The sequence below is a fragment of the Bacillus sp. S10(2024) genome (assembly GCF_050473865.1).
In the GTDB taxonomy this organism is placed as follows: domain Bacteria; phylum Bacillota; class Bacilli; order Bacillales; family Bacillaceae_G; genus Bacillus_A.
Window position 1 is genome coordinate 2,522,488 of sequence record NZ_JBFLUR010000002.1, and the last position, 14,962, is coordinate 2,537,449.

13 protein-coding genes are annotated in these 14,962 nt (G+C 35.7%); 4 read left to right on the top strand and 9 right to left on the bottom strand.

Annotation, left to right across the window (positions count from 1 at the left end):
* Positions 1–30: 30 nt before the first annotated feature.
* The 3 genes from AB1280_RS12860 to AB1280_RS12870 all read right to left on the bottom strand — a co-directional run bounded on the left by AB1280_RS12860 (position 31) and on the right by AB1280_RS12870 (position 4,366).
* Positions 31–534, bottom strand: coding sequence for a DinB family protein (locus AB1280_RS12860; RefSeq protein WP_429756043.1), 504 nt, complete (start codon positions 532–534; stop codon positions 31–33).
* Between the two features lie 378 nt (positions 535–912).
* Complete coding sequence (locus tag AB1280_RS12865; protein ID WP_429756044.1) at positions 913–2,019, bottom strand: alpha/beta hydrolase; 1,107 nt, start codon at positions 2,017–2,019, stop codon at positions 913–915.
* 55 nt (positions 2,020–2,074) lie between these two features.
* Positions 2,075–4,366 (bottom strand): glycoside hydrolase family 3 C-terminal domain-containing protein, encoded by a 2,292-nt coding sequence (locus AB1280_RS12870; RefSeq protein ID WP_429756045.1) that lies wholly within the window; start codon positions 4,364–4,366, stop codon positions 2,075–2,077.
* A 297-nt stretch (positions 4,367–4,663) separates the two neighbouring features.
* On the opposite strand from AB1280_RS12870, the gene AB1280_RS12875 reads away from it, so the two are divergent.
* Both AB1280_RS12875 and AB1280_RS12880 read left to right on the top strand, forming a co-directional pair.
* Positions 4,664–5,899, top strand: a complete 1,236-nt coding sequence (locus AB1280_RS12875) for a helix-turn-helix domain-containing protein (protein WP_429756046.1) — start codon at positions 4,664–4,666, stop codon at positions 5,897–5,899.
* Positions 5,900–6,077: 178 nt separating this feature from the next.
* A complete protein-coding gene (locus tag AB1280_RS12880) occupies positions 6,078–7,118 on the top strand; it encodes a S66 family peptidase (protein ID WP_429756047.1) in 1,041 nt (346 codons plus the stop codon).
* 103 nt (positions 7,119–7,221) lie between these two features.
* Here AB1280_RS12880 and AB1280_RS12885 read toward each other — a convergent pair whose 3' ends face one another.
* The 5 genes from AB1280_RS12885 to AB1280_RS12905 form a co-directional block, all read right to left on the bottom strand.
* Positions 7,222–7,362 carry a hypothetical protein gene (locus AB1280_RS12885; protein ID WP_272187042.1) on the bottom strand — a complete coding sequence of 47 codons (141 nt, stop codon included), beginning with the start codon at positions 7,360–7,362 and terminating at the stop codon, positions 7,222–7,224.
* Positions 7,363–7,571: 209 nt separating this feature from the next.
* Complete coding sequence (locus tag AB1280_RS12890) at positions 7,572–8,702, bottom strand: MFS transporter (protein ID WP_429756048.1); 1,131 nt, start codon at positions 8,700–8,702, stop codon at positions 7,572–7,574.
* Between the two features lie 120 nt (positions 8,703–8,822).
* Positions 8,823–9,449, bottom strand: coding sequence for an FMN-dependent NADH-azoreductase (locus AB1280_RS12895; RefSeq protein WP_429756049.1), 627 nt, complete (start codon positions 9,447–9,449; stop codon positions 8,823–8,825).
* Positions 9,450–9,564: 115 nt separating this feature from the next.
* Positions 9,565–10,149: a DUF3238 domain-containing protein gene (locus AB1280_RS12900; RefSeq protein ID WP_429756050.1), complete on the bottom strand. Its 585-nt coding sequence runs from the start codon at positions 10,147–10,149 to the stop codon at positions 9,565–9,567.
* Between the two features lie 138 nt (positions 10,150–10,287).
* Positions 10,288–10,872, bottom strand: coding sequence for a DUF3238 domain-containing protein (locus tag AB1280_RS12905; protein ID WP_429756051.1), 585 nt, complete (start codon positions 10,870–10,872; stop codon positions 10,288–10,290).
* A 142-nt stretch (positions 10,873–11,014) separates the two neighbouring features.
* On the opposite strand from AB1280_RS12905, the gene AB1280_RS12910 reads away from it, so the two are divergent.
* Positions 11,015–11,488: a MarR family winged helix-turn-helix transcriptional regulator gene (locus AB1280_RS12910; protein ID WP_429756052.1), complete on the top strand. Its 474-nt coding sequence runs from the start codon at positions 11,015–11,017 to the stop codon at positions 11,486–11,488.
* A gap of 552 nt (positions 11,489–12,040) precedes the next feature.
* The gene (locus AB1280_RS12915) at positions 12,041–13,066 is read left to right on the top strand and encodes a GH25 family lysozyme (RefSeq protein WP_429756053.1); all 1,026 of its coding nucleotides are present in this window, start codon (positions 12,041–12,043) and stop codon (positions 13,064–13,066) included.
* Between the two features lie 160 nt (positions 13,067–13,226).
* Here AB1280_RS12915 and abc-f read toward each other — a convergent pair whose 3' ends face one another.
* Positions 13,227–14,855: a ribosomal protection-like ABC-F family protein gene (gene abc-f, locus AB1280_RS12920; RefSeq protein ID WP_429756054.1), complete on the bottom strand. Its 1,629-nt coding sequence runs from the start codon at positions 14,853–14,855 to the stop codon at positions 13,227–13,229.
* Between the last annotated feature and the right edge of the window lie 107 nt (positions 14,856–14,962).

Genomic DNA, 14,962 nt, shown 5'->3' on the forward strand with positions numbered 1-14,962 from the left:
CTTTCTTTGTCGAAGTATGAATTTGTAGTACTATAGTGGTGGATTTTCCACACCTAAATGAATCCAATCTTCTTTTGGTGGACCATAAACTCCAAATGGCTTTATTCCCGCTTGACGCATAAGAACGGTAACTTGTCCACGATGATGAACAATGTGCTTAATTAACCCCATTAGGATTGAAGCATTTGATTCCTGTCTTCCAAATGCTGCTTGTATTTGTTTTAGGGATTCATCTGTCCATTGTTCTTCAATAACTTTTGCTACATCGAGACTTATCTTTTTAAAGGTTTCAGCAATTTCCTTCGCTGAGGTTGGTACACTTTCTGCATTTTCTACTCCCTCTATATTCAACCCAAAATGAGCTAAATACTCTGGAATATTTGTTGTAAAATGCCACGCAATCCTCCCCAAAGTACGACCTTCTGGATAAACTTGTTGTTGTAATGATTCATCTGTTGAACCATCCAAAACTTTTTGAGTTAGTAACGCTTCTCTATTCCATTCATTAATAAAGTCTGAAATTGTTACATACATAAATAATTCCTCCACAATCAAATTTTTTCTCGAAATATAGTACAAAACATTCGTTTCTATATCTCAATTTCCCTTCTTGAGTTAGCACTACTAATCATTAGACTTGCTTTTTTATGTAGTAATTTATCCCTATACTCACCTTTGCAATCGGTAGGAACGTATGTTCTTATCCTTATAATATCAGGAATTCAGGAAAACTTCAAATAGACGGCAATCGTTTTTAATACTAATGAAAAAAAACAAAAAAACCATTCATAATAAAATGGTTTTGAACATTGTTACTTGTTTCCTCATCATGACAATCAGCTTTTCCTGTACACATACTTTTTATATTGGAGCTTGTTCAAAAAACACATTTTTTGAACAAGCTCTTTCTAATTAAGCAAACACTCTCTTCATCTCTTTCGCAATTTCATTCATTAAATCTTCCGCCTGCGGATATAGACCAATTTTGTCCATAAACGCATGATCTGTGCCGTTATACTGAATCAGCTTCGTAGGAACGCCGCTGCGTGCAAGTTTTGCCGCGTAAGCTTCGCACTCGACTTTTAAATAATCAAATTCGGCAGTTGCAATTAATGTTGGCGGCATGCTGCCTAACTGATCTGACAGCAATGGAGAAACGTGAGAATCAGTAATTTCCGCTTTACTTTGCAAATAAAGCTGGAAAAATAACTCACCGCTTTCAGCCAACCCTTTAATCATTGGAATGATGAGCTCAGAATAGTTACGAATCTCATATTGGTCGAGGCTCCAGTTGAAATCCTCAGTTTGAACGCCTGCCATATTCACTGTTGGATAAATAAGCGCTTGGAACTTAATTATGTCCGTTCCCTTTTCAATATCCATGAGCGTGCACACCGTAGCTAAATTCCCACCCGCACTGTCTCCAGATACAGCAATTTGCTGTGGGTTCACACGAATTTCTTCAGCGTGCTCATACACCCATGCTACAGACTCGAAACAATCTGTTAGTCCTGCTGGATATGCATGTTCAGGCGCTAAACGATAATCAACAGAAATGACAACGGCGCCTGCTTTTTCTGCCAATGATTTACACGGATTTTCTACAACATCAACACTGCCACCTATGAAACCTCCGCCGTGAAAGAAGACAACCGCAGGCAAAATCCCTTCGTTAGCAGGCGTATAAATTCGCAATGGAATTGGTCCATTTGTGCCATCAATTGTTTTATAAGTAGTTTCAACTTTACTTTTCGTAACGTTGTCATTGTTCCAGCCCATCATAGCCCGTATTCCTGTAACAAAACCGAGAGTATCTGAAGGATCAAATGACTGGTTTTCCGTCACAGCCATTTTTTCGGCCGCTTGTAAAGTCACTTGGAGAACACGAGGATCTAATTCGCCGATTGCCTCAGAATCAGGAATTGGTTTCGCAATAAAATCGAAGCCTCTTTTTTTAACAGTTGGCATTTCCTCGCTCAATTTCGAAACTAGATTAACGTAAGAAGTTGTATTACTCATCATTACCGTCTCCTTTTTGATAGTTTTAATTATGAACAGAAAACCAATTCACCGTTTAACGATTCATTTGCTCATGGTTTAATAACTCAATCATTTCACTTAACATTTCCTCTGTAAAAGCGCCTGCGCTAAAGTTCACCAATGCACGTAATGGCATGTAGTTCAGCATGGCATCCATCAATTCGGAGGTATCGCTATCCCCTTCAGTCATGCTAGCAAGCGGACTACCTTCTAATGCCTTTACCATAAGCTCTTTTGCAATTGGTGCTAAAATTTGGTCCGCAAACAAGTCTCCAAGTAATGTATTACGGTGTACTGGTTTGCAAATTACAACCGTTGATTGAACATAAATGCTATCATTCAAGACAATCTCTCTGGAAGACTTTCCTACTAAAATTTCAAACTCACCTGTTTCAACATGCCAATCCTTCAATTCAGCATTATAATAAGCAAATGATCTTTTAGCTAACGTAAAAGTAACCGTTTTTTCTTCTCCCGGCTGTAATTCCACTTTTTCAAAGCCTTTTAGCTCTTTCTCAGGACGGATCATACTGCTTTCCACATCTTTTATATAAAGCTGAACAATTTCTTTACCTGCAGAATTGCCAGTATTTTTTACGTTTACACTGACAGAAACAGTATCCGTATCTTTTATTTCTTTCTTATTAATTGAAAGATTACTATACTCAAAGTTTGTATAGCTTAACCCAAAACCAAATGGGAACAATGGCTCAATATTTTTCTTATCGTAATAACGGTATCCGACGAACACACCTTCTTTGTATTCCACTTTGTCACCTTCACCAGGGAAGTTTAAGTAAGAAGGATTATCGCTTAGAACTTTTGGGAAAGTTTCCGCCAATTTTCCGCTTGGATTCACATCACCAAATAATAAATCAGCAATTGCTCCGCCTAGTGCTTGTCCACCTAAATAGCCTTCAAGCACTCCTTTTACTTTACCTATCCATGGCATTTCAATTGGAGCACCATTACTTAAAACTACGACAATATTACTTTGAACTTCTGCAACTGCTTCAATTAATTGCACGTGATTTTCTGGCATCTGTAAATGCTTCCGGTCATATCCTTCTGATTCATAACGATCTGGAAGTCCAACGAAGAGAACCGCTGTATCTGCTCCAGCCGCTACTTCTTTTGCTTCACGAATCATATTTTCATCTAAAGCATCGCTGGCAAGATTATAGCCCTGAGCAAATAATACATTCGTATTTTCACCTGATACAGTTTCGATTTCTTCGAGAATGCTTTCAAGTTTTGTTGGATTAATATGAGAGCTTCCGCCGCCTTGATAGCGAGATGTCTTTGCGAACTCCCCAATAACAGCTACCGTTCCTGCTTTTTTCAATGGAAGAATGTGATCTTCATTTTTTAACAAAACCATGCTTTCGCGTGCGACTTCTCTTGCAAGCTGATGATGCGCCTCCTTACTATACACAGCGTTTTCTCGATGATTGTCAGCGGCTTTAAAAATAATGTTAAGAAGACGCTCTACTGATTGATCAAGCTTTTCTACAGATAGCTGTCCACAATTAACTGCATCAACAATCTTCTTCTCACCAATCCCAAAGCTCGAAGGCATTTCTAGTTCTAAACCGTTCTCTAAACTTGCAACGCGCTCATTTACTGCACCCCAATCAGAAACGACAAAACCTTCAAAGCCCCATTCATCCTTTAAAATATCATTTAACAAATAGTTATTTTCCGAAGCATATTCACCATTCACCTTGTTGTAAGCACTCATTACTGTCCATGGCTGTGCTTCCTTAACAGCCTCCTCAAAACTAGCAAGATAGATTTCACGCAATGCTCTCTCATCAACAATTGCATTCGTCGACATTCTGCGATGTTCTTGATTATTAGCCGCGAAATGTTTTAATGATGTTCCAACTCCTTGACTTTGTACGCCATTAATATGATTTGCAGCCATTTGAGAGGATAAATAAGGGTCCTCTGAAAAATATTCAAAGTTTCTTCCGCACAGCGGCGAACGCTTAATATTCGCACCAGGTCCAAGGAGAACACCGACATTTTCAGCCTGACATTCCTCACCTAATGCAACTCCTACTTGTTTTATTAATTCTTTATTCCACGTACTCGCTAATCCCACTGCTGATGGGAAACAAGTAGCTGGGACACTATTATAAATCCCTAAGTGATCTGCTCCCTCTGCCTGTTTTCTAAGTCCATGCGGTCCATCAGTTACCATAATTGAAGGAATTCCCAATCGCTCAATCCCTTTTGTATTCCAAAAGTCTAATCCAGAACATAGACTTGCCTTTTCTTCTAGTGTCATTTGTGAAATAATTTGCTTAACATCTCTTTTCATGATAATCCTCCTAGTCAAAAGATTACTCAGTAAGCGCTTTCTTGAATCTATTATAGTTTTTATTTTTTTGATATTATGGTATTTATTTTAGAATAATTGTAAAAATTTTAGCTGATGTTATATAAATCCCTGCTATACAGAACAAAAAATGATTTACACTCGCTTCCTCTCTTTGTTTTAAAGTCTTGCCTGTGGTAGGAAAGGGCCTTGACCACTTCTATGCACGGCACTCTAAAAAGAAAGGAGGTTTTATGTCTATATATATTGGCTGAATTGTTAAAAATGGAGGTTAAAATAATGAATTTCTCCAAACAAGAGGATTTATATTATATTTGTAAGCTGGTCTTTAACATGCATAAAATACCTATCTTTTTTACTGATAACAAGGGAGCTTTAGTATTTGAACTCTCCCGCAATTTTCAGCATAACCCCTTGTATTCTTCAAAAGAGGAGATATTTCGGCAACTATTTAGAGAGGAAAATTTCTATCGTTTTCCAGTACTGAGGGAAACCTCCTGCCTTGAAAACTTTTTCTCAATTAACCTGCGTTCAAATGACCAACTTAGCGGGAACATCATTGTCGGTCCTGTCCTTTATTCGAGGCTATCAGAAGTATCAATTAAAGGAATCATTAATGATCTTCATCTCAAAATAAACAAGGATGAAATGGTTCGATATTATCATTCTCTCCCTGTTTTAAGCAATTTGAATTTTTTAAATGTGAGCATGGTCCTTTATTACATGCTGTATCAACAAAAATTAGACATGGTTGATATCCTGCAAAAGAATATGCTGTTAGAAAAGGAAAAATTCGAAGTGGAACAGCCAGATATATGTATATCGGAACGCCGTCAAAATTTAATGACTCATATCGATCCACTGGCTGAGAAGAAAATCTTTGCGTGTGTTAAAGAAGGGAAAAAGGATGATTTAATTCAAAACCTAAGGGGATTACTTGAATCAGAGAATCTGGGGGTGTTATCGAAAACGAGTCACCTGCGAAGCCAAAAAAATTCCGCCATCGCAGCCATCACGCTTGCGACTAGAGCTGCCGTAGATGGTGGACTATTCCCTGAAATCGCATATACCCTTAGTGACTTACTCATCCAAAACCTTGAAGAAATAAAAGAAAGTAAGGCAATTATTCCATTTTTGGAGAATGCTTTACTTGAGTTCTCGGAACGAGTAAAAAATGGGAAGATACACAAGTATTCAAAACCAATAAACGCATGCCAAAATTATATATTCACTCATCTCTACGAAGATATTACACTTTCTCATTTAGCAAAAATAGCTGCACTAAATCCTAGTTATCTATCTGTTCTTTTCAAAAAAGAGGTAGGGGTTTCACCAAGCGAATATATCCAACGCGCCAAGATAGATGAGGCAAAAGTCTTAATAACCTATACAACACATTCTTTGTCAGATATTTCCACATTATTAAACTTTCATGACCAAAGTCATTTTACGAAAGTCTTTAAAAAATACACTGGTGTTTCACCGAAACAATTTAAAAATGGGTGTGTTACATAGTTTAAAAAGGTTTATCATACTTGCAATAACAGTCTTCCCTCGTTCAACCAACAGATTCATTTATAGAAACATAAAAGACAACACCTTAAAGTCAGTTTCTTTTTATATTATTTCGTTACTTTAAGTTATCTACATGTGTACGTGTGAAATCAAATTGTTCGAAAGGAGAGAGAAAACAATGAAACTCAGTAAATTACAAAAAGGAGATCTAATCGGGATTTATTCTCCTTCATCACCCGCAACTTATACAGCACCGAAAAGATTTGAACGGGCAAAAAAATTCCTAGAGAACAAAGGTTTTAGAATAATAGAAGGAAATTTAACTAAAAGACATGATAACTACCGGTCTGGAAGCATTAAAGAGAGGGCAGAAGAACTCAATGAATTAATACGAAACCCTAACATCAAATGTATCATGTCAACCATTGGTGGGATGAAGTCTAATTCAATATTGCCTTATATTGATTATGAAGCTTTTATAAAAAGCCCGAAAATCATGATAGGTTATTCTGATGTTACTGCAATATTACTTGGGATATACGCCAAAACTGGAATCCATACATTTTATGGACCTGCATTAATCCCCTCATTTGGTGAATTTGAACCATTTGTTCACTTTACATACGAATATTTTAGTGACATGTTAGAGGAGAAACAAACATTACCATATGAGATTAAAAAGCCGCCGTATTGGACGGATGAGTTTATCAATTGGGAAGAAAAAACGAAGGAAAAACAACGTATAAAAAATGAGTGGATCTGTGTAAATGCTGGAAAAGCAACAGGAAGATTAATTGGAGGAAATTTAGACACTTTAACTGGCATTTGGGGTAGCGACTATATGCCAGAAATAAAAGAAGGAGATATTCTTTTTATCGAAGACACATCAAAAGATGCTGCTACTATTGAAAGAAGTTTTTCGTTATTAAAACTTAATGGAGTATTTAATAAAATTTCTGGTTTAATCCTTGGGAAACATGAGCAATTTCATGATAATGGTACAAGTAAAAAACCATATGAGATTCTATTAGAGGTTTTAGATGGCATTAACATACCCTTTATTGCAGATTTTGATTGTTGCCACACTCACCCGATGTTAACCGTTCCAATTGGTATGAAAATAGAGATGGATGCAACAAATAAAACAATAATGATCCTTGAAGAGTGGATACACGAAGTCTATTACATACAAAAGGCTAATGAAGCTAAACGTGGATGAATCGGGCTTTTTCATAATAAATTTCATATTCTATTATTTCAGGTATACATAATCAATAAAAAAGAAACAATCCCCTTTGTTATAAGTGATTGTTTCTTTTTTATTAGTACTCAAATGGCAAGATAGACATTAAATCTACTTCTTCTGTTTCTTCTTTAGGATTCATTGCGACTTCGCTACCTTCAAAAGACATACTCGTTAGCATTGTGAATGCTACTAAACTTCCCATAAAAAGTTTTTGCATATGTTCTCTCCCCCCCACAGGTTCTCTATTAATATAGCATGAAGAAATATTTGGATAAAATGCAATATTGCATATGTTTTTTATATTTTCAGATAAAGGCAATTGTGTTACAATAAGTTCTCCATCAAACCGTTTTAGTGGTTAGTCATCATTAACCTCTAAGAAAAAAAGCCCATTTTTTAATGGGCTTTTTTTCTTAAATTAAAATATTATTTTAATGTCTTTTTCACAAACAAAATGAAAAGCAACAGACTAATAAACCCAGATACAGCACAAACAGTAAATAACATTTGATATCCCATGAATTGTGAAACAAATCCTAGAAGAATAGATCCTACACCAATCCCTAAATCAAAAGCAGTAAAGAATGTAGCGTTCGCTACTCCTCTTTTCTCTGGTGCAGCTAATCGTATCGTTGCTACTTGCAGCGCAGGTTGTGCCGATCCAAATCCAATTCCGTATAAAATAGCAGTAATAACTAGTCCTACAATCCCTTTTGTCATTGCTAGGACGAATAGTGCAATTATCATTATAATAAGCGCAGGAACAATAATAATCCCTTCTCCACGCTTATCGGATATTTTCCCAGCAATCGGTCTAATTACTATAAGTGTGACAGCATAAATTAAGAAAAAAGTACCAGCATTAGCTTGAATTTGTGCTGCAAACAGTGGTAAAAATGTTGTAATGCCGCCAAAAGTAAGAGATAAGAAAAATGTAACAATAGCGATTGGTAAAACGGTTTTTTCAAAAAATGATATAGGTTGTTTTGATGTACTTTGAACTGCTGGTATTTTTGTACCAAGCGCAAGTATGAATGCAATAACTGCTAACGCTGTGCATAGAAGGAATAGATAATGAAATGAAAATGATTTTGCGACCCAAAGACCTAATATTGGTCCTAAAGCCATGCCCAAAGTCATTGCAAGTCCATACCATCCCATTCCTTCTCCGCGACGAGATGGTGGAATCACATCCGTCACAGCCGTTCCAATTGAAGTTGTAGCAATCGCCCAGCCGATTCCATGGAGAATACGTAATACCACTAAACATATAACTCCTGTTACCCAATCATAAAAATACATTGTAATTGCAAAAAATAGTAGTCCGCTTATTATAAATACGCGTCTGCCATATTGATCCATTAATCCTCCAACAATCGGACGTAAAATGACTGCCGATATGGTAAACACTCCAATAATAAAGCCAACTTGAGATTCACTTCCCCCTAATTGTTTAATAAACATCGGTAGTGTTGGCATGAGTAAATAAAAACCACTAAATAATAATAATGCTGTAATTGTCAGCATGATATAGTTCTTTGTCCATAATCGTTCCATTATAATGTAATCCTGCTTTCTATCGTTTATGTTCTTACCACCCAAAAGTAGAATAAAAAAGCAGTACCACCGCTATATAAGTGTTGGTACTGCCATATTGAGTGACAAGTGTTTTGTTAATTAGAACGTACTTGCTACTTTAACAGCCTTTTCAAGCCCTGCAGCAATGATTTCTTCTGCCTGATCAGGGAATTGGTTGTGACCTTCAATCACGATTTTCTCCATATCTTTTACACCGAAGAAGCTCATCATGCTTGCTACATATTTAACAGCCATTTCCATTTCAGCTTTTGGCCCTGTAGAATATACACCGCCACTTGCGTTTAATAATGCAATTTTCTTATCTTCAATCAGACCTACTGGACCTTCTGGCGTATATTTAAACGTTTTGCCTGCACGGTTTAAGTAATCAATATATGTGTGTAGCACAGCTGGTATTGTTAAATTCCATAACGGGAAACCAAATACAACTTTATCAGCCTCAAGGAATTGATCTAAGTATTTATCAGCAACAGCTACTGCTTTTGCTTCCTTTTCTGTTAACTCAAGTCCTCTACTCGCCTTAAATGTGCCGTTAATCATATCTACTCCTACATACGGCAATTCTTCATTATATAAATTAAGCTCTACCACTGTATCATTTGGGTGGGATTCTTTATAGCTCGCTAAAAAAGCCTCATATAATCTCACACTCACCGCCTGATCTGCTGGACGATTGTTTGCTTTTACAAATAAAACTGTTGTCATTCTCTTTTCCTCCTGTTACTCATTCTTACGTTGTTCTATATTTACTAACTAAAAAGGATATCCCATTGTAATGGTTATTATTTATTTTAGCTCGATGATAATGAACACATTGACTTTACAATATCTTTTTAAAACTATAATCCATTTCTCCACCTAGTGCTTCAGGTGTATCACCAGTTTCCCTAAAGTCATGTGTATGAATTTCTTCAAACGAACCAAAGTTTACTTGCTTATAAAATTCATAACAAGGGAACCCATCATGTGCACCTTGAATATCGACAGTACCATCTTTTTTGACATGTACAGTTAACAGATAGTCAACAGGTGGTGCATATACATTTAATGGGTTGCTAGCACTTGCACTCATTTGAAACTTGACGTCATCAGAACTCCATACAATATCAGTGCACAAAATACCTTCTGTACTAGCTTTTCCTGTTCTTTTATGAACGGAACCATCTGAAGTTGTGACTCTTTCTGTTGTTATGCCCGTATTGGCATACGTGAAAATTTCTTTTTTGTAAAAATCTACAACTACTTCTTGTTCAATTCTGGAACGCATAGCATTTACAGCATAAGGTGTAAATTCGCGTGAGTCACCTTCGAATTGGATTACGTTTCCTGTTTGAATATCCTTCTTAGGTTCAGTCCAAGACATTGGAATAAATACACTTGCTCTAATTTTCACGATATTAGTCATGAGACACACCTCTTTAATTCTAATTTTATTTTGGGTAATTCATAACATTGAATCACCCAGCAAAACAGGTCGCCATTTCTTTCACATAATCAATTGCTATTCCTTTAGTTTAAATAGCTATACTCTTCTGATCCATATTTATATCGTCGTTTTAAAGCTGTATTCCATTTCCCCAGCTAGCGCTGCTGGAGTGTCACCAGTTTTTCTGAAATCATGTGTATATATGAATTCGAATGGACCAAAATTTGTTTGTTTATAAAATTCATAGCAAGGGAACCCATCATGAGAACCTTCAATATGCATAGTACCACTCTTGTTAACACGTATAGTTAATAAATAGTCAGCCGCAGGTGCTGCTGCATTTAAAGGATTGCTGGCACTTGCACTCATTTCAAAAGAAACTTCATCATCGCCCCACACAACATTCGTACATACAATGTTTTCTGTAGTTGTTTTTCCTTTTTTATGCTCAATAGAACCATCTGGATTTGTAATTTTCACAGTTACGATACAAGCATTTACATGTGAGAAAATTTCTTTTTTATAAAAATCAATAATCACTTCTTGCTCTAATCTTGATCGCATTGTGTTTACAGCGTATGGTGTAAATTCACGTGCATCACCAGTATATTCGAATATCCTTCCTGTTACAGGATCTTTAATAGGTTCCAACCAAGCATACGGTGCAAATACACTCCCTCTAATTTTCACGATATTAGCCATGAGAGACCTCCATAATTTATTTCGGTGAATCCTATTTCTTTCATAACCAAAACATAGTCAACTTGATTGACCACATCGCATATAGTACAATGAAATTAAAATAAAGTCAACTTAATTGACTTTATTTTAGGAGGGCTTATAGATGAATCATCAAGAAATTAGTGAATTGGATCTTACATCACTTTTGTCATTATCCTTTAGTACATTGATTGATGAACTAAATAACAGAATGAATGAATTAGGGTTTGGAGATATTAGACCTGCACATGGTTTTATGTTTAAACGTATCATCCCTAATGGAGCGACAGGTATAGAACTAGCTGAATACTTAGGAATTACAAAGCAAGCCGTGAGTAAAATGGTCGATCATCTTGAAAAAAGTGGTTATGTAATGCGCCAAACTCATCCCACTGATAAGAGAGGAAAAATAATTGTTTTAACCGAACGAGGTTGGTTAGCAGTAAAAGCAAAAGATAAGATACTAGCTAAGATTGAGGGGCGCTGGATTGAAAAGATAGGTGCTGAACGAATGCAAATGCTCAAAGAAGATTTAACAACATTAGTTTATGAAGCAAATGAAGGTAAATTATCATCGAGCGTAAAACCTGTTTGGTAAATATACATAAAGGGGATAACTAAAAAACAGATTCGCTTGAAGTAAGTTCAAAAGCATTCATAGGAATAACCGTAACATATGGTCTATTCCAGCCTTTTTATTTCAAAAAAAGATTCGTATTCTATTATCCCAAGCATCTATATTACAAAAAAATGAATGAAAAAAGAAACAATCGCTAACAAAAGTGATTGTTTCTTTTTTCATTCATACTCAAATGGCAAAATGGACATTACATCCACTTCTTCCATTTCTTCTTTCGGATTCATTATACCTTCGCTAGGTTCAAAAGACATACTCGTTAACATTCCGAAGTAGTACAATATAATAAATCACAGATTGAACATGAACTCGAGTGGATTATGTCCCTCATGGAAAAAATATAAAATAAGCTGCTTTCTTACAAAAATACTTAATTGATAGAATGTAGTATCACCCAAAATAGCAGAAATGGTATAATTACCCATACACATTCATTAACAATTTAATAGACTGAGAATATAAAGTAGTATAGTACCTCAAAAAATTAAATAAACGAATTAGGAGTGTTATATCATGTCATTTGGAATTGATGTGAGTCACCATGAGGGAAATATTAATTGGAATCAAGTAATGAATGATCCGAATCAAGTAAACTTTATGATTGCAAAAGTAACAGAAGGTTCTGAGCAAGGTACCAATTTTGTTGATCCAACCTTTCAATACAATATCAACGGTGCAAACAGTGTTGGCATCCTGACAGGGGCTTACCACTTCTTTCGAGCAATCTCTGTGAATGATGCAAGACAAGAGGCTGCTTTCTTCATTAAAAATTTACAGAGCGTCACATTAACTGCACCTGTATTTGTCGATGTAGAAGTCAATGATGCAAATTTAGATCCGGACACATTAACAGATGCTGTGAATGCATTTTTAACAGAATTAAAAAATGCGGGGTATACACATACCGGCGTTTATAGCAATCTATATTTCTTCCAAAATAGTCTAAACGTTTCACGCTTGCAAGATACTTTATTGTGGGTTGCACGTTATAATCCAAGAGGTGCAGGAATGGAATGTGATATTTGGCAATATACAGATACTGGAAGTGTACAAGGTATTAATAGCAATGTCGATTGCAATATATCCTATGTAAATTTGGATAACGGGAATAATAACAACAATGGACCTAATAGCTCCTATATAGGAATTGCTACAATCGCAGGTGATAATGTGAATTTACGAGATCAACCTTCTATGAGCGGCGATGTCATCGGAACATTACATCGCAATGAATCCTATAAAGTATATTACGAACAAAATGGATGGTTAAACTTAGGCGGAAATGAATTTATTTTTTATGATCCTAGTTATATTTGTTACTGCAACTATATCGGAATCGCTACAATTACAGGCGATAATGTAAATCTACGGGATCAACCTTCTATGAGTGGCAATGTGATTCGAACATTACATCATGACGAAGCTTACAAAGTATATTACGAACAAAATGGATGGCTAAACTTAGGCGGAAACCAATTCATTTACTATGACGCTAGTTATATTGATTATCAATTACTTTCTTCATGTTCCGATTGTTAAAAAGCGGACAAACTCTACGCAGTATAGGAGTAGGCGCACTGGCATAAATTTTGTAGACTAAGTAAACAAAAAAAAGAAAAGCTGAGTTCCTCTAAACTAAGAGAAATCAGCTTTTCTTTTTTTCTAAGCTACTCATGCATTCTTATACAAGTATTTTCAATTAAAGCTCCTTTATTTGCTTTGTAAGTTCGTTAAATCTTTTATCAAGTTCCATGTATGCTTCATCTTTAGGAGTTAAAAAGCTGAGTTTTCCTAAAACTTCTTGTCTTTCTGTTTCAAGCTTTAAACGTATTTCAGTGAGATTATCTCTTTTTTGAGATGGTTCTTTCAATTGCTTTTGTATGCTATTGTTTGAAAACACTAATTTACTGTTAGTCGTTTTTTCAATAAAATACCGATCATGCGAAACAATAAGCAATGTGCCATTATATTGTGCTAATGTAGTTTCAAGCTGTTCGCGGGAAGGTAAGTCAAGATGATTGGTCGGTTCATCTAAAATTAATACATCTTTTTCATCTAAAATATACTTCATGAGCTTACACTTTACACGCTCACCCATACTCATGTGCTGAATTGGCTCTTTCCATTGTGAAGATGTAAATCCTAAATGCTTCATTAAATTTTGGACTTTTCCTCTTTCTTCAAAAGTCTCTTTATAAAATAATTGTTCTGGTGTTTTTTCAAGTGGTAAATCAAATACTTCTTGTGTTAAATAACCAATGTTTGCAGATGGTGAAATCCATACTTCTCCTTGTGCTGTTTCATGTCCCATAATCATCTTCAATAATGTTGTTTTCCCGCAACCATTAGGACCAACTATTGCAATTTTCTCACCATGTTGAATTGTAAAATTAACTTTCTCAAATAATGTTCGTCCCTCAAAACATTTTTTCAATTGTTTCACTTCTAAAAAACGCTTTCCTACCTTTTTATTTGCTTGAATGGAAAACTCTACAGTTGGGTCTGGCTTAACACGCTCTATTTTCGTTTTTTCAAGCTCTTTTTCCAGACGTTTTTGTTTTGACTTCACCTGTGCATCCGTTCGTTTTGCCTTAACACGGTAGTATTCTTTAAATCCCTCTTTTTTTGTTGACTGTGCATGTGCTTTTTGCGACCATGATGTTAATTCTTTTATTTGCGATTCTATACGTTCAATGTTTTTTTGTTGCTTATCATATTCGCGCTGCTGCGTAAGCCTTTTTTGTTCTCGAAATTTCATATAACTCGTGTAATTCCCTTTATGCTCAATTAACTTTCTATCTTCTATCGACCAAATTTTCGTTGCAACAGCATCTAAGAAATACCGATCATGTGATACAACGATGATAGTTCCACTATAGCTTTTTATCTGTTCGATCAGAAATTCTGTACTATTTTCATCTAAATGATTTGTCGGTTCATCTAACATGAGAAGGGTTGGATTTTGCGCAAATCCTTCCGCAAGTCGAAGTTTCAGTTTTTCGCCACCGCTTAACGTTTGAAAATCGTTTGTTGGCACACCCCATTTTGCAAGAAGTTCCGCTTCTACTGTTGTTACTTCCTTAGATATAAATGTCTCTTTTTCTTGTTCAACATATGCCATCGTTACGTTCGTCTGTTGCCATTCCAATTGCCCTTTTGTTGGTTCTATTTTTCCATTTATCAACTGTAGAACAGTTGATTTTCCAGCACCGTTTCTCCCTATAACCCCGATAATATCTCCTTGTTTCACGGTAACATTCATTTGTTCTAATAAGGTATGTTCCATTATTTCCACATAAACATCTTTTAGTTTTAAAAGTTCCTTCATACTATCCATCCCTTTCTATAAAAGGAGAACAAAAAAATCCTCCCAATGATATTTGGCAGGATTAGTCGTTATATTATTTATACCCAAATAAGCTATTGTATGAAATA